The sequence below is a fragment of the Pseudoalteromonas piscicida genome, assembly GCF_002744175.1.
In the GTDB taxonomy this organism is placed as follows: domain Bacteria; phylum Pseudomonadota; class Gammaproteobacteria; order Enterobacterales; family Alteromonadaceae; genus Pseudoalteromonas; species Pseudoalteromonas piscicida_B.
In genome coordinates, this window is sequence record NZ_NKHF01000008.1 from 74,089 (window position 1) to 89,394 (window position 15,306).

Here is a 15,306-nt window from a genome sequence, read left to right on the forward strand (position 1 = left end):
ATTATTTGTTAATTCCAAACATCTGTTACAAACAAATAACCTTGACGCCAAATTGTTTTAATCTTTTCGGGACGACTTGGATTGTCGTGGAGCTTTTTCCTAAGACGTGAAATACGTACATCTATTGTACGGGTATCTGGTCGGTAGTATTTACCAAGAATTTGCTCATAAACAAACTCTCGTTTCACTACTTTGCCACCGTTACTGGCAAGTAACCATAGTAATTCAAACTCATGGGTAGTCAGGTCGATACGCTCTTGCCCGTAACTGACACGCCTAGTGTTTTTATCAATATGAAGTTGACCAAACGTGAGTTGATCAGGCTCTTCATCAAACTGAGAATTAGCAGCTTGCCTTCTCAATAAAGCATCAAGCCTCGCTCGCCACAGTCTAGGCTTGGCATCTTTAGAGATAACTTCATCAGCGCCAAGCTCTAAAAATAAGCTGTGAACATCTTCGTCATCGCTGTCTAGGCTAACGATCACAGGGGCCTTAAATCTTTGTCTGAATTGGCTGATTGAATCACAGGTAGGCACCGATGCGATGGCTTGATCCAACACGATACCGTTAATAGATTTTCCAGAAAAACCGTTCAATTGACCTAATTCTCTCAACAACTCAACAGTATAACCTTGCTCTTCAAGCATTTTCTGTTGCGATGTCAATATATTGTTATTGCTTTGTGCAACCAAGATAGTGGACACGGACGCACCTCATTCATTCAACGTGGATGGACACAGTGTAGTCACGCAACCTGAATGGATGCTTTACAACTTAAATAATCCTTTTGCCGTATCCCAAAGTGCTTTAACAACTGGGTCATATAATCGTTTATTCTTAGTTACAAGTCCGATCTCAATTTCATCTGATCGCAACTGTAGAAGCTGTACTTGGTTTTTAAACGGACTTTGACTGATAACAATTTCAGGCACACATGCAATGCCAAACCCTAAACTCGCGAGCGCAACCATAGCTTCATGGCCAGAAACATGGGCATAAACTTTAGGTGAAAAGTTGTGTTTTTTGCAAAAATAATCAATACGATCTTTTAACACACCTTGTTCTGGCATAATAAACGAAAGGCTTTGCCAAGGCATTTCACCCTGACTGTGTTCATCAATAACCGTTTTCAGTGGACAGTCCATGGTCGGCCCGATAAAAACCAATCTAGAACGCCCAATCGGTAAATATTCTATGCCACTGGGGAGGTGCTTGGGTTTCACCGCAACCGCAACATCTTCCTTACTACTGGCCACTTCAGCTATAGAGTGTGCAGGGTCTCCTGTGATTAAATTCAATTCAACTTGAGGGTACTGATGACGAAACTTAGCAAACAGATCATAGATAAAGCTATACGTTGCCGTAACTGAACAAAATAAACTTAACTCACCAGTCAGGGGCTTATCGTCGTCTAAACATTCCGTTTTAAATTGCCGCCAGTTAGCCAACGTCGATTGGGCATAGTGGACAAACGCCTTTCCCTGCTGAGTGAGCTCAACTGTTCGGTTGTCGCGAAGAAACAATGCTGCGCCAACTTCTTCTTCTAATTGCTTGATCTGACGGCTCAGCGTTGGGGGGCTAACATAACAGCGCTCACTTGCCCGAGAAAAATGTAATGTATCAGCAAGCGCCAAAAAATATTTCAGTTGTTTATGATTCATAGACTCATAACGTTTCATCTTTTGAAATACTATAGTGCAAATATATCATTTTACGCAATCAAAAGTTCGCCCTACTCTGACATCAATCTATTTCTACTTGGATCAGGAAATATCATGTCGAATTACTTTAATACTTTATCTTTACGTGAGCAATTGGCTCAACTTTCTCAATGTGAATTCATGGACCCAAAAGAATTCGAACAAGGTGTCGACGTTCTGATTGGTAAAAAGCTCGTTATTGTTGGCTGTGGAGCACAGGGCTTGAATCAAGGTTTAAATTTACGCGACTCAGGCCTAAACGTAAGTTACGCTCTACGCGCTTCGGCAATCGAAGAAAAGCGCCAGTCATTTTTGAATGCATCAGAAAATGGCTTTATTGTTGGCACTTACGAAGAACTTATTCCAGATGCAGATCTGGTCCTGAACCTCACTCCAGACAAACAACATAGCTCGGTTGTTAATGCGGTAATGCCACTAATGAAAAAAGGCGCCACCCTTGCCTACTCTCACGGATTTAATATCGTCGAAGAAGGCATGCAAGTGCGTGAAGATATTACCGTGATTATGGTTGCGCCAAAATGTCCAGGCACCGAAGTTCGGGAAGAATACAAGCGCGGCTTTGGTGTACCAACATTAATAGCGGTACATCCTGAAAACGACCCTGAAGGTAAAGGTCTAGCACAAGCCAAAGCTTATGCTGCTGGCACAGGTGGTCATCGTGCAGGTGTACTTAACTCTTCATTTATTGCAGAAGTAAAGTCAGACTTAATGGGCGAACAAACCATCTTGTGTGGCATGCTACAAACTGGTTCACTGTTGTGTTTTGATAAAATGGTAGAAGAAGGCATCGAACCTGGATATGCCTCAAAGTTGGTTCAATATGGCTGGGAAATCATCACCGAAGCATTAAAGCACGGTGGTATCACCAACATGATGGATAGACTGTCTAACCCTGCAAAAGTGCGAGCATTTGAACTAAGTGAGCAGCTTAAAGACATTATGCGTCCGCTCTATAATAAGCATATGGATGATATCATCAGCGGAGCGTTTTCTGAGGGCATGATGGCCGACTGGGCAGAAAATGACGATAAGCTACTTACTTGGCGTGCCGAAACCGCACAAACAGCATTTGAAAAGCAAGCGAATACTGATGAAGAGATCTCAGAACAAACCTTCTTTGATCAAGGGATCCTCATGGTTGCTATGGTTAAAGCTGGGGTCGAGCTTGCATTTGAGACCATGACTGCGGCAGGCATTATCGATGAGTCGGCCTACTATGAGTCGCTTCATGAAACGCCACTTATAGCAAATACCATAGCGCGTAAGAAGTTGTTCGAAATGAACCGTACTATTTCTGATACCGCTGAATATGGCTGCTATTTATATAATCATGCGTGCTTACCGTTATTAAAGCCATTTATGACATCGATCACTAAAAGTGAAATTGGTCAAGGCTTATCAAATAACGACAACTACGTAGATAACCAAAAGCTGATTGCTGTTAACCGTGCGATCCGCAATCACCCGGTAGAAAAAATCGGTGAAACATTACGCGGCTATATGTCAGACATGAAAAAGATTGTTTAAGTCGATTGTAAGTTTGCAGTCGACAAAAATATAAAAGTTCGCTTGTTAGTAACCAAGGCCACCTTCGCTCCCTGAGAACGTGGCCTTTTATCCCCATTTTCTCAACATTAATACTCACTCCACTCATCTCAAGTTAACACTAAATTCTGATATTAACTTTTTCTTATAATCAAAAATTATTTTTTCATTACGGGTATTGTTACTTGTTCCGAGCTGGTTATTTACTATGCTAGAATAGTCGGTTCCACGGGATTACACACACATATCTAATGCAAAACACAGGCTTAACAATTACACAAAGAATTACCCTTTTGGGTAGTATCATTGCGATAGCTGTCGCTTGTTTAATCGGGTTTACCTCGCTTTACAGCGCCAAAACACTGATTAATGAACGCATGATGCAATCTGAATTACCTAGTAAAATAGAGAACATCAACCAATCATTAAGCAAGCAGATTGACACGCTCAAGAATGCAGCACAACAGCTCTCTAGTAACTTGATGCTGACACAAAGTGCTGAACAAAATACACTAGATGAACAACTACTGGTTAATGAGCTGAAACGAATAGCCAACCAGTATGATCTCGTCACTGCTTCGTGGGCAAACCGCAAAACCAACCAGTACTGGAATCAAAATGGCTTTTTGCGAGTGCTAAATAAAGAGCAGGATGGCTGGTTCTTTGGCTTTACTAATAGTGGTTCTGCCTACTCGATTAGTATCTATCAAGAAGCGCCTGGCGATGTGAAGATGTTTGTTAACCACCAGCAGTTACATGGTGTTGGTTTAGCAGGACTGGCGAAAAGTATTGACGACATGCAAGCCATGCTTGCCAATATGAAAATCGAGCAAACCGGGTTTGTCTTTGTCATTAACCGCCAAGGTACTGTGCAATTACACCCAGACGCCAGTAAAGTCGCCCGCTCTTCTATTAGCGACTTTTACGGTCAACACAGTCAAGATTTCTCATCAGCACGCCGTTTCGTGGTAAAAGAGCTGGAAGTGAATGGCGAAACCAACTTAGTGGCGGCTAGCCCCATTCCTAACACTGATTTATTGGTTATCGCTCAAGTACCTACAAGCGAAATAAATAGCGGGATCACAACACTGCAATGGCAAATTATTGGCTTTGCGTTGCTCATTGCTTTAGTGGCAAGTTTTTGCAGTATGTTACTTGCAAGAAACCTCAGCGCACCACTTAAAAAAATGGCCGACCTATTTGAGCAGCTTGGTAGCGGTGACGCTAAGCTTAACTATCGTTTACCCGACTCAGGCCAGCCTGAACTACAAGCACTTGCCGGTGGATTTAATCAATTTATAACCAAGATTGAAACCGCGATCCGTATGGTTGCGGAAGAGAGCCGCTCCATTCGTGTAACCAGTGAAGCAGTATTTAAGCAAAGCCAGCAAAATTCTCAGTCACTGGATGAGCAAAAGTCTCAAACCATGTCCGTCGCAGCAGCAATTAACGAAATGGGCGCGACCGTTCACGAAATTGCAAGCAGTGCAACCAACACCGCCAAATTAACGGAAGAGAGCAAAGCCTCCACCAAACGCAGCAGACAAGGTGTCCAAGAAAGCCAAGAAACGCTGCATTTACTCGCCGGAGATATCGATAGCATGGCGGAGCAAATCGCTACGCTTGCCCAAAAAACCCAGTCGATCGCTAACATCGTCGATGTGATCAGGGGCATTTCTGAACAAACCAATTTACTCGCGCTCAATGCTGCTATCGAATCTGCTCGCGCTGGTGAGCATGGTCGAGGGTTTGCGGTTGTTGCTGACGAAGTTAGAGCCTTGGCAAGTAGAACGTCGCAGTCTACGGATGAAATTCAGGCTACGATCTCTGAATTAACTCAGGTTTCAGATACGGTTGTTAATCAGATCCAGCAATCAAGCACGCAAGCAGAGCAAAGCGTGCAAACCATGCAATCTTCTGTAGAGTTGATGTTGGAGATCTCAGAAACTGCGAATCAAATTAATGATATGACCGCACTTATCGCAACCGCAACGGAAGAGCAAAGCAATGTGGTGGCTGATGTTGGCCGTAATATCGAGCAAATCAGTGAAATTAGCGACGCCGTAATGAACGAACAGCTAGATACCGAACAAGCCATTCAACGTCTAGCAGCATCCGCAAAAACACTCGATGACCTAGTAGCGAGCTTTTAGCTCCAGCTAACATACTCAAGCCTGCACCTCAGCGTGTGGGCTTTTCTTTCTTTGACCACCTTTACTGTTACATGCAGTAACAAATACCCCCGCGCAAAAACATCGCTTTTGATCTAAATTTATATAATAGGTAATACTGGCAATACAGCAAAGCCAAAGTTCGCAAACCCTGTTTGGAGGTGGTATGAAAGTATTTACTCAGGTTTTGATGATCGGATTTATAATCCTACTCAGCGCATGTAAAAGTACAACCAACGAGACCATAGACCAATCTATACTCAACTCGGAACACCAATTTAATGTACAAGAAGTGGAGTCATATTCTGATGTCTTTCATTTAAATCACGAAATACGAACTAAGCTAGCAAAGTTTTTTCAAAATGATGACGAAGGGATTAAGCGCGCTAAAATGTTGATGAAGTTTTTAGTGGACAGCGGAGACAACTCACTTTCTTACTTATCCGGGGCTAACCTCACCGCCAACCAAACTTTCCGTAACATGAACGCGAACTGTTTATCGTTATCTATTCTTACCCATGCTATCGCCAAGGAAGCAGGGTTAGGAACGCAATTTCAGCGCGTACACATCCCTGAATATTGGGATGAAAGCCAAGGTTATAGCTTACTTACGGGTCATGTGAACATCAAAATTTATGAGCAAGATGAAAAGCAAAATGCGGTAAAAAAGTTTTATGTGAAAAAAGCCTCTGTCACAGTTGATTTCGATCCAAATAGTCGCGCAAGAAATTTCAGCACGAGTTCAATTACCACCGATACTATTCTATCAATGTTTTATAACAACAAAGGCGCCATGGCAATGATAAATGGTGACCTTGACTTAGCTTATAGCTACTATAAAGCAGCGGTAGAGCGTGATCCATATCATGATGGTGCATGGGGTAACCTCGGTATTCTTTATCGCATCACCAATCAATATCAACTCGCTGAACGCGCCTACAATCAGGCTATTGCTATCAATCAGAGTAACCGTAATGCTTTAGGGAATTTAGCCAAACTTTATTACTTAACTGATCGAGATGATAAAGCAAAAATTATTGAGAACAACATTCATAACTTACGGAAAAAAAATCCATATTATATGTTGGTTCTGGGCAATGAGGCATTTAAAACAGGGAACCTAGATAAAGCTGAGCACTACTACCATAAAGCGCATGATCTTGATAGCAGCATCCACGGCAGTTTCTTTGGGCTAGCAAAAGTTGCTTTTGAAAAAGGCAACGTCAAAAAAGCAGAATACTATTTAAAGAAAGCACATAAAACCTCTATCTTTGAACACGACAGAGTTCGTTACGAAAGCAAATTAGCACTGCTTAAAGGAATTGCTAGTAACCAAAAAAACTACGATGAGAGATAATAACAATAATGGCCAGTCACCTTTTTAAAATAGCTTGCGCAGCGCTACTACTTATTAGCACTGCGCCTCAAGCTAAGCTAAACGAGCAGCTAGTTGACAGCGAGCTTTTAGTTGATTTGCAAACGCTTTCTAGCGCCCGCCATCAAGGCAGAAAAAGTGGCGCAAAAACACCAAACCTCAGTGCACAGTACATCTTTAATACATTTGCAAAGCTAGGCGCTAACCCGGAGTATCAACACTTTACATTTAGAGCTGGTATTTTTAGTAAAGATGCAGGGCACAATGTCACTGCATCTTTACCTTGTTCTCAAGCTCGATGTGATAAACCAATTGTGATCAGCGCACACTATGACCATTTAGGCACGACTGGGCAAAAGCATTACCCTGGTGCAAATGATAACGCGTCTGGCACTGCTGCAATGTTGTACATAGCGAGACAATTGGCCAAGACCAGCCGTTCAAGAGATATTCTGTTTGTAGCAACCGATGCCGAAGAGCGTGGTCTGCATGGTGCAAAATACTATGCCAAACACTTGACTCAAACAGTTAAATTCAACATTAACTTAGATATGTTAGGCGTCAATAGAAGCAACCGGTTGTTTGCCCTGTTTTCGCCTGGTTTTAAAGAGTACAAAGCACAATTAAAAGCGCTCACTCGTGACCCAATAAAACTCACGCTTATTTCTTCTGGGAGGCAGCTTGAACGCTACACTAAAAATCCCCGAATAAACTGGCATAAGGCCAGCGACCACTATGCGTTTTATCGCCAAGGGATCCCGTATATTTACTTCGGGATGGGTGAAGACAAACATCATCACACCACAAAAGACACGCCTGAAAATATGGACATGGGAAAATATCAGGCAAGTGTGGCGCTCATTAACGACTTTATTTTGTCATTAACGCGCTCCCCATTAGATTCAACAAGCTGAATTTTTTGCGCTTTGCTAAGCTGCTTAACTTGCCACTCTAGTTTTGCAGCTTGTGATTTACTACCAACAATACATTGGTACTTGAGCACCAGAGGGGCTTTTCCTCTAAGGTTTTTAGCGCCCTTTCCTGCTTGATGCTGCTGAAAGCGCCGCTCAACGTCTGTGGTTATGCCCGTATACCAATGACCCAAGCGAGTTTCTACAATATATAAACTCCACAAAGTCTGTTGTTTTGATTTTTCATTCTTGCTAAGTAAGACTTGTCCGAGCAACTTTATTTTCTCCAACTACCTGAATACACAGCGCGACCCCGTGACTATTGCAACTTATGTGCGAACTTTTTACACTTAACGCAGTCCAATTCCGCTAAGAGGCTTTACGTTCTCTGTGCAATCGGTATCATGCAAACAACTGATAATAAGGATACACAATTTCATGCTGTCTAATAAAACCCTTTCTGTTTGGCTCAGTGCTGTAGTTATGACGGTGTTTATGTCCGGCTGTTCTAGTTGGATTTATCGCATCAACGTGCCACAAGGTAATTTCTTAGAGCAGTCAGATGTAGATAAACTTCGTGTACAAATGACCAGAGAACAGGTGTTATACGTGCTCGGAACACCACTTGCAAAAGATGCTTTCAACAACGATATCTGGCATTACCAATATGTATTTAACATTGACAGAGAATCAGAAGTGAGAAAGTCATTTAGTGTGTATTTCGAAAATGACAAACTGGTTCGCGTTAGTGGCGACTTTGAAGCGCCTGAAGAGTTCAATACGCCGCTTGATTCATAATTTCGTAGTCAAAGGGGAATTGGATTCCCCTTTTTTATGCGTAAAAATCACGAAAATTAAACTTGGTCAGCTAGTCTTTATCGTCTCCAAGAGATACTGGGCGGCCACCTGTGACCTTACTCGCACGACCTTCTTCTTTGGCCTTTTCTGCGCGGCGTCTGCGCGCCTCTTTGGGGTCTGCAATCAATGGACGATATATTTCTATTCGGTCCCCATCGCTTACCACTTGGTGAAGTTTTACCGTCCGATTCCAAATACCTAGCGTTAAGTCATTGGCGTTAATTTCTGGACACTTCTCTAATATCCCAGACTGCAACACAGCTTGCTCTGCAGAAGTACCTTCGGGTACATCAACCGATAGAGACGTTGCTTTGTCTGGTAAGGCAAAAACAACTTCAACCTTTATCATTATCTTGCTCCATAAACCACTTTAGCGCGTTGGGTAAATGCTGATACCATATTCTTCGCAACTTCATTAAACAATTTACCAAACGCCATTTCTATCAATTTACTGGCAAATTCAAATTCGAGCTTTAGGCTCACTTTGCATGCCTGCTCATCCAGCGCGGTAAACTCCCAATATCCATGTAAAGATTTAAACGGCCCATCAACTAAACACATTTTTACGCGATTGCCGTCAAACTCGTTTTTTGTTGTAAACCACTTTTTGAGCCCGGCTTTTGAAATTTCAAGGCTCGCCGTCATTCCCTCATCATCGCTGTTGATCACCTTTGCATTCGAGCAGTGAGGTAAAAAAGCAGGATACGCATCAACATCATTGACCAATTCAAACATTTCTTCGGTGCTATACATCACCAAAGCACTTTTTTCTATCTGTGGCATAGACACTCCAACTCTTAATACGAGGATTTTACCAAGGTTTTGCAGATTTATCTTGTTTGCAGCCACCGACTAAGTAAAAATACGTCACATTAATGAAAAAGCGCTGTCTTAAAACAGGATTTATAGGTAGACTAAGCCATTATGGCAAAGAAAAATTCAAGTAAATCAAATAGCAATACCATAGCGCTGAACAAAAAAGCGCGTCATGAGTATTCACTACATGAAAAGTTCGAAGCAGGTATCGAGTTACAAGGCTGGGAAGTAAAAAGCATCCGGGCCGGAAAGGTCAATATCTCAGATACTTACATCCATATCAAAGACGGTGAAGCCTATTTGTTGGCCAGTCAGATCCAACCGCTTAATAGCGCTTCAACGCACGTGATATGCGACCCGCTTCGTTATCGTAAACTGCTACTCAATAAACGTGAGATTTCACGTCTTATCGGAGCGACTGAGCGTGATGGTTACTCTTTAATTGCCACCGCAATGTACTGGAAAAAGTGCTGGGTGAAGCTAGAGTTCTACCTTGCGAAAGGTAAAAAACAACACGATAAGCGTGCAGATATAAAAGACCGTGATTGGTCACGTGACAAAGAACGTTTGATGAAACATAAAGTGCGTTAATACGTACATAGTACTAAAAAAGCAGGCCTAGCCTGCTTTTTTGTGTTTGACCTAAAGTTAAGCCTTAAAGCTTAACTTTTGTACTTTTGCATCACAAGTGTGGCGTTTGTACCGCCAAAACCGAAGCTGTTTGACATCACTGTGTTAAGCGGCCCATCACGGCGCTCGGTTACAATGTCTAGGCCTTGAGCTTGCTCATCTAGTTCATCAATGTTGATCGATGGTGCGATAAAATCATTGTCTAGCATTAGCAAAGAATAAATCGCTTCATGCACGCCTGCAGCACCGAGTGCATGGCCTGTCATTGCTTTAGTTGCGCTGATGGCTGGTGAGTTATCACCAAATAACTCTTGAATTGCACCTAGCTCTTTTACGTCGCCAACCGGAGTAGACGTACCGTGAGTGTTTAGATAGTCAATTGGTGCATTAAGATCTTGCATCGCTTGTTTCATACAACGTACTGCGCCTTCACCAGAGGGTGCAACCATGTCGTAACCGTCTGAAGTTGCGCCATAGCCAACGATTTCAGCGTAAATGTGTGCACCGCGCGCAAGCGCATGCTCAAGTTCTTCAACAACAACGATACCGCCACCGCCTGAGATAACGAAACCATCACGATTGGCATCATAAGTACGTGATGCACGTTCTGGTGTGTCGTTATACTTAGTCGACAAGGCACCCATCGCGTCAAATTCCATCGCTAGTGTCCAGTGTAACTCTTCACCACCACCTGCGAAAATCACGTCTTGTTTGCCAAGCTGAATTTGCTCAACCGCGTTACCTATACAGTGCGCTGAGGTTGCACATGCAGAGCTAATTGAATAGTTCACACCTTTGATTTTAAATGGTGTTGCCAAACATGCAGAAGTCGTGCTTGCCATGGTACGTGGAACCATATAAGGCCCTACACGCTTTACGCCTTTTTCACGCAGAATGTCAGCAGCTTCAACTTGGTATTTAGACGAACCACCACCAGAACCTACAATGAGGCCAGTACGTTCATTGGATACCTGATCTTCTGATAAACCTGAATCTTCAATTGCTTGCGCCATCGAGATATAAGAAAACGCAGCTGCATCCCCCATAAAGCGATGTGCCTTACGGTCAACGAGAGATTTTACGTCGATATCTATTTTACCAGATACTTGGCTACGTAGGTTGTAGTCTGCAAATTCTTGGTTAAAAGCAATACCGCTCTTACCTGCTTTTAATGACTCTAAAACTTCTTGCTTGTTGTTGCCGATGCTCGAAACAACACCGATCCCCGTAATAACGGCTCTTCTCATGGGTTTATTCCCTTCGATATTACAAATTATGCGTAGTATACGCTGAATTTTAGTGCCAAGTGGTCAGCTTTCCAGCGTACACATGTACTCTGAACCTAAATAACTAAAAATGCAACCAGACTATTGAGTCGAAAGACAGTAAAATAGTTCCCAAATAGTCGAATACAGAGTCTTTCATGATAAAAAACGCTCAAATACACTTCAACGATGCTGGTACACCTGTTGCCGATAGTTTTGACGATGTCTATTTTTCCAATGATGACGGGTTAGCAGAATCACATTACGTCTTTTATACCCAAAACCATATCGACGAGCGGTTACAAAATCATGGCAAAGACCGATTTGTCATCGCAGAGACAGGTTTTGGCACCGGCCTAAACTTTCTCAATGCTTGGTATCAGTTTAATCAGCGTAGCAAAGACGCGAATGTTAACCAACTCCACTTTGTGTCTTTTGAAAAGTTTCCCATTCATATCGACGACTTAGTTAGAGCACTACAAGCTTGGCCTACCCTGGCCCCTCTTGCCGAAAAGCTCTGCCAGCAATATCCAATGGCCCTCGAAGGGTGCCACAGACTTGAATTTGATCATGGCGCAGTGACGCTAGATTTATGGTTTGGTGACATTCACGATAATCTACCGCAAATAAGTTTCGAACAAACTGGATTTATTGATGCTTGGTTTTTAGATGGCTTTGCGCCTAGCAAAAACCCAGATATGTGGCAACAAAGTCTATTTGATGCAATGGCGAATATGAGCCGCAGCAATGCAACTTTTGCCACTTTTACAGCCGCAGGCTTTGTCCGTCGCGGACTACAAGAAGCCGGATTCGAGTGCAAGAAAGTAAAAGGGTTTGGCCGCAAACGGGAAATGGTCGTAGGTATACTCAAGCAAGCTAATCACCGCCATAATACCCCTGATTATTATAATGTCTCACCACGTAATTTAGAGAATATCGCGATTATTGGCGGTGGTATTGCCTCAAGTTGTTTGCTCTATCACCTTAGCAAGCGCAATATAAATGCAACACTATTTTGCCAAGATGATGCGCTAGCCAAAGGTGCATCACACAATCGCCAAGGCGCGGTCTATCCAAACTTGCAAGCCGATAATACGCCACCGAGTGAATTCTATGCCCATAGTTTTTTATACGCTAAACGTCTATACCAACAGGTAGCGAGCAGTGGCTATCAATTTGCTCACGGCTGGTGTGGTGTACTACTGCAATCGGTAACCGACGCTAAACAAGCACAGCACCAAAATTTGGTAGATAAATCTGCCTGGCCACAGGCTTTAATATACCCAGTTAACAGTGAACAAGCATCGGCTATTGCCAACACCACGTTACCCTACGGCGGGCTATTTATTCCTGAAGCTGGCTGGTTAAACCCTGCAGAAGCAACACAAGCGGTATTTGACGCAGCTCACGCGCTAAACCCAATTTCAACGTTTTTCAACACCGACATCAACAAGCTAGAAAAAACCGCTCAAGGTTGGCTGCTTCATAGTAAAGAAGATACGTTTGGGCCTTATTCAGATATATTTGTGTGCGGTGGTGAGCATTCCGATCGCTTCGAGCAGACTCAGCACGTGCCACTGCATGGTGTCCGTGGTCAAGTTTCTCATATCGAAGCTGGAGAATCATCCAATCGGCTGAACACTGTACTGTGTCACAAAGGTTATTTTACTCCTGCGATGGACGGACTCCATTGCATGGGAGCAACGTTTGATAAAAACAGCAAAAGTCGTGCGATAAAGAGTGAAGACAACATAACTAACCGCGCACAACTAGACCGTTTTTACCAAGGCACGGACTTAGCGACCAGCCTAGGAAACATAGTGTCTGAAAAAGCAGCGGTGCGTTGTTGCTTTAACGACCATTTACCCATGCTTGGACAAGTGCCACACCACGATGAATTCTGCTCAGCCTTCACTAATTTAAGAAAAGGCAAACATTATGGCTTTGATACTCTCGCTCAACCTTATCTGGGGCTACATATTGTTACTGGGTTTGGCGCAAGAGGGTTGTGTAGCGCTCCACTTGCTACAGAACATTTAGTTGCGAGTTTATTGGGTGAGGCAAGACCACTAAGCGAACGTGTGCATCAAGCAATTCATCCTAATAGGTTTTTAGTTCGAGACTTAATTAGGAACAAAGTGTAATAGTGGAAGATAAGGTATCCGAGAAAACACCTCTTTCGGATACCTTCAAACAATTGATTTAGTGCAATATATGATTGCACTACTGGTTCATTTTAATTAAGTGACTTTTCCACTTTATTAAATAGTGTGGTAATTTCTTTACTAGGTTCCTTCGTCGCCAAGCTCACCGCAAAAATTGCGATTGTTGCGACAATGAATCCCGGTACGATTTCATATAATGTTGCACTCAGCGGCGCACCATTGTAGGTAAATGGCCCATAAATCCACACTAGTACAGTCACTGCACCTGAGATCATACCAGCCAGTGCACCCGCAAAGTTCATACGCGACCAGAACAGACTAATAAGTACCAGTGGACCAAAAGCCGCACCAAAACCAGCCCATGCATTACTAACTAAGTCTAAGATAGAGCTATCTCTGTCATAGGCAAGATAAATTGCGGCAAGTGCTACGACCAACACGCTAATACGTCCTACTAGCACCAGCTCTTTATCAGTGGCTTCTCTGTGCACAAAAATCTTGTAAAAGTCTTCTGTTAACGAGCTTGAGCTTACAAGTAGCTGAGATGAAATCGTACTCATAATAGCCGCAAGAATAGCCGCTAATAAAAAGCCTGCTATCAGTGGATGGAATAACAACTGAGATAGAATTAAAAAGATAGTTTCAGCATCATCTACTACTATTCCTTTTTCATGAGCATAGGCTGCACCGAACAAACCAGTACCAACCGCACCCAACGCAGCCACAATCATCCAAGTCATCCCAATGCGGCGAGCTGTTGGCATGTCCTTTACACTACGAACAGACATGAATCTTACAATAATATGAGGTTGACCAAAGTAACCAAGACCCCAAGACATCGCTGAAACAATACCAACTGCACCTGCTGATCCAACCCAGGTAAGCATTGATGGGTTAAGTTCGTTTAACGTTTGCGAAAGCGGATTGTCTAGCAACGAGAATGTCACTAACGGCACTAAGATTAAGGCAATAAACATGATGCAACCTTGCACAAAGTCGGTCAGGCTCACAGCCAAAAAGCCACCAAACAAGGTATATAGGACAACCACACTGGTAGTGATATAAAGCCCACTTTCATAGCTTAATCCAAATGAGCTTTCGAATAATTTACCACCGGCCACTACGCCTGACGAAGTGTATAGGGTAAAGAAAACAATAATAACTAACGCTGAAACAATCCTAAGTGCATTGCCTTTATCTTCAAAGCGATTTGCGAAATAATCAGGAATGGTAATTGCGTCATTTGCATATTCGGTATAAACACGTAAACGCGGTGCAACAAATAGGTAGTTTAACCAAGCACCAATTACTAAGCCAATTGCAATCCATGTACTGCTGAATCCAGTTAAAAACATGGCACCGGGAAGACCCATTAAGATCCAGCCACTCATATCTGACGCGCCAGCAGATAAGGCTGCTACGCTTGGCGGCAAACTACGTCCACCCAACATATAGCCTGACACATCACTGGTCGACTTCTTATATGCATATAACCCTATTCCCAACATCGCAATAAAGTACAGTGCGAGAGAGATTATCGTACCTATCTCCAAACTAGCCTCCTAAAAGTAAGTTGGGCCCTTCTCCAAATGTGAGCTTTACTAAAATTTACTTATTGATTTCTAACTCACTTTGAATAAAAGCCAAAACATAAAGACCTCACTATAACACGCAGAATCTGTACACCCAACCTCCTGCGACCACTGACTAAAATCAAATTTTTAATGTTTTTATGTTAATTGCTGGGGATTTACACACTATTTGTTCACTCACCATCCAAATGGTGTAAAGCCAACGTGACCTTATGGCACTTTTACCTTATATTAAACTCAATAGCTTTTAGTTTAGA

Annotated in this window: 14 protein-coding genes; 7 read left to right on the forward strand and 7 right to left on the reverse strand. The window is 42.8% G+C overall.

Annotation, left to right across the window (positions count from 1 at the left end; translation table 11 throughout):
- Positions 1-8: 8 nt before the first annotated feature.
- Together CEX98_RS02245 and ilvY are read right to left on the reverse strand one after the other, a co-directional pair.
- Entirely contained in the window at positions 9-704 is a 696-nt protein-coding gene (locus CEX98_RS02245) for a response regulator transcription factor (protein ID WP_099640511.1), read from the reverse strand.
- A gap of 63 nt (positions 705-767) precedes the next feature.
- Positions 768-1,661: an HTH-type transcriptional activator IlvY gene (ilvY, locus tag CEX98_RS02250; protein WP_099640587.1), complete on the reverse strand. Its 894-nt coding sequence runs from the start codon at positions 1,659-1,661 to the stop codon at positions 768-770.
- A 114-nt stretch (positions 1,662-1,775) separates the two neighbouring features.
- Between ilvY and ilvC the strand changes: the two genes are divergently transcribed.
- The 4 genes from ilvC to CEX98_RS02270 all read left to right on the forward strand — a co-directional run bounded on the left by ilvC (position 1,776) and on the right by CEX98_RS02270 (position 7,726).
- Positions 1,776-3,248, forward strand: a complete 1,473-nt coding sequence (gene ilvC / locus CEX98_RS02255) for a ketol-acid reductoisomerase (RefSeq protein ID WP_099640512.1) — start codon at positions 1,776-1,778, stop codon at positions 3,246-3,248.
- Positions 3,249-3,517: 269 nt separating this feature from the next.
- Positions 3,518-5,419, forward strand: coding sequence for a methyl-accepting chemotaxis protein (locus CEX98_RS02260; protein ID WP_099640513.1), 1,902 nt, complete (start codon positions 3,518-3,520; stop codon positions 5,417-5,419).
- Between the two features lie 184 nt (positions 5,420-5,603).
- Complete coding sequence (locus tag CEX98_RS02265) at positions 5,604-6,794, forward strand: tetratricopeptide repeat protein (RefSeq protein WP_099640514.1); 1,191 nt, start codon at positions 5,604-5,606, stop codon at positions 6,792-6,794.
- Positions 6,795-6,802: 8 nt separating this feature from the next.
- Positions 6,803-7,726 carry a M20/M25/M40 family metallo-hydrolase gene (locus tag CEX98_RS02270; RefSeq protein WP_099640515.1) on the forward strand — a complete coding sequence of 308 codons (924 nt, stop codon included), beginning with the start codon at positions 6,803-6,805 and terminating at the stop codon, positions 7,724-7,726.
- On the opposite strand, the gene CEX98_RS02275 is transcribed toward CEX98_RS02270, so the two are convergent.
- The gene (locus CEX98_RS02275) at positions 7,654-7,998 is read right to left on the reverse strand and encodes a GIY-YIG nuclease family protein (protein ID WP_099640516.1); all 345 of its coding nucleotides are present in this window, start codon (positions 7,996-7,998) and stop codon (positions 7,654-7,656) included. The genes CEX98_RS02270 and CEX98_RS02275 overlap by 73 nt on opposite strands.
- A 163-nt stretch (positions 7,999-8,161) precedes the next feature.
- Between CEX98_RS02275 and CEX98_RS02280 the strand changes: the two genes are divergently transcribed.
- Positions 8,162-8,521 (forward strand): outer membrane protein assembly factor BamE, encoded by a 360-nt coding sequence (locus CEX98_RS02280; protein WP_099640517.1) that lies wholly within the window; start codon positions 8,162-8,164, stop codon positions 8,519-8,521.
- 70 nt (positions 8,522-8,591) lie between these two features.
- Here the strand turns inward: CEX98_RS02280 and CEX98_RS02285 are convergent, their stop codons facing one another.
- Both CEX98_RS02285 and CEX98_RS02290 read right to left on the reverse strand, forming a co-directional pair.
- Complete coding sequence (locus CEX98_RS02285; protein ID WP_099640518.1) at positions 8,592-8,930, reverse strand: RnfH family protein; 339 nt, start codon at positions 8,928-8,930, stop codon at positions 8,592-8,594.
- Positions 8,930-9,364, reverse strand: coding sequence for a type II toxin-antitoxin system RatA family toxin (locus tag CEX98_RS02290; RefSeq protein WP_099640519.1), 435 nt, complete (start codon positions 9,362-9,364; stop codon positions 8,930-8,932). The genes CEX98_RS02285 and CEX98_RS02290 overlap by 1 nt, the downstream gene beginning before the upstream one ends.
- A 141-nt stretch (positions 9,365-9,505) precedes the next feature.
- Between CEX98_RS02290 and smpB the strand changes: the two genes are divergently transcribed.
- On the forward strand, positions 9,506-9,988 hold the full coding sequence (smpB, locus tag CEX98_RS02295; protein ID WP_099640520.1) for an SsrA-binding protein SmpB: 483 nt from the start codon (positions 9,506-9,508) through the stop codon (positions 9,986-9,988).
- Between the two features lie 71 nt (positions 9,989-10,059).
- Here the strand turns inward: smpB and fabB are convergent, their stop codons facing one another.
- The gene (gene fabB, locus CEX98_RS02300) at positions 10,060-11,274 is read right to left on the reverse strand and encodes a beta-ketoacyl-ACP synthase I (RefSeq protein ID WP_099640521.1); all 1,215 of its coding nucleotides are present in this window, start codon (positions 11,272-11,274) and stop codon (positions 10,060-10,062) included.
- A 176-nt stretch (positions 11,275-11,450) separates the two neighbouring features.
- Here fabB and mnmC point away from each other — a divergent pair, with 176 nt between their 5' ends.
- Complete coding sequence (gene mnmC / locus CEX98_RS02305) at positions 11,451-13,436, forward strand: bifunctional tRNA (5-methylaminomethyl-2-thiouridine)(34)-methyltransferase MnmD/FAD-dependent 5-carboxymethylaminomethyl-2-thiouridine(34) oxidoreductase MnmC (RefSeq protein ID WP_099640522.1); 1,986 nt, start codon at positions 11,451-11,453, stop codon at positions 13,434-13,436.
- A gap of 92 nt (positions 13,437-13,528) precedes the next feature.
- Here the strand turns inward: mnmC and putP are convergent, their stop codons facing one another.
- Positions 13,529-15,010, reverse strand: coding sequence for a sodium/proline symporter PutP (gene putP, locus CEX98_RS02310; RefSeq protein ID WP_099640523.1), 1,482 nt, complete (start codon positions 15,008-15,010; stop codon positions 13,529-13,531).
- Between the last annotated feature and the right edge of the window lie 296 nt (positions 15,011-15,306).

Excerpts from the sequence above, each read along its gene's own strand:
- ilvY (WP_099640587.1), bottom strand. The coding sequence starts at position 1,661 with ATGAATCATAAACAACTGAAATATTTTTTGGCGCTTGCTGATACATTA.
- ilvC (WP_099640512.1), top strand. The coding sequence starts at position 1,776 with ATGTCGAATTACTTTAATACTTTATCTTTACGTGAGCAATTGGCTCAA.
- CEX98_RS02260 (WP_099640513.1), top strand. The coding sequence starts at position 3,518 with ATGCAAAACACAGGCTTAACAATTACACAAAGAATTACCCTTTTGGGT.
- CEX98_RS02265 (WP_099640514.1), top strand. The coding sequence starts at position 5,604 with ATGAAAGTATTTACTCAGGTTTTGATGATCGGATTTATAATCCTACTC.
- CEX98_RS02270 (WP_099640515.1), top strand. The coding sequence starts at position 6,803 with ATGGCCAGTCACCTTTTTAAAATAGCTTGCGCAGCGCTACTACTTATT.
- CEX98_RS02280 (WP_099640517.1), top strand. The coding sequence starts at position 8,162 with ATGCTGTCTAATAAAACCCTTTCTGTTTGGCTCAGTGCTGTAGTTATG.
- CEX98_RS02285 (WP_099640518.1), bottom strand. The coding sequence starts at position 8,930 with ATGATAAAGGTTGAAGTTGTTTTTGCCTTACCAGACAAAGCAACGTCT.
- CEX98_RS02290 (WP_099640519.1), bottom strand. The coding sequence starts at position 9,364 with ATGCCACAGATAGAAAAAAGTGCTTTGGTGATGTATAGCACCGAAGAA.
- smpB (WP_099640520.1), top strand. The coding sequence starts at position 9,506 with ATGGCAAAGAAAAATTCAAGTAAATCAAATAGCAATACCATAGCGCTG.
- fabB (WP_099640521.1), bottom strand. The coding sequence starts at position 11,274 with ATGAGAAGAGCCGTTATTACGGGGATCGGTGTTGTTTCGAGCATCGGC.
- mnmC (WP_099640522.1), top strand. The coding sequence starts at position 11,451 with ATGATAAAAAACGCTCAAATACACTTCAACGATGCTGGTACACCTGTT.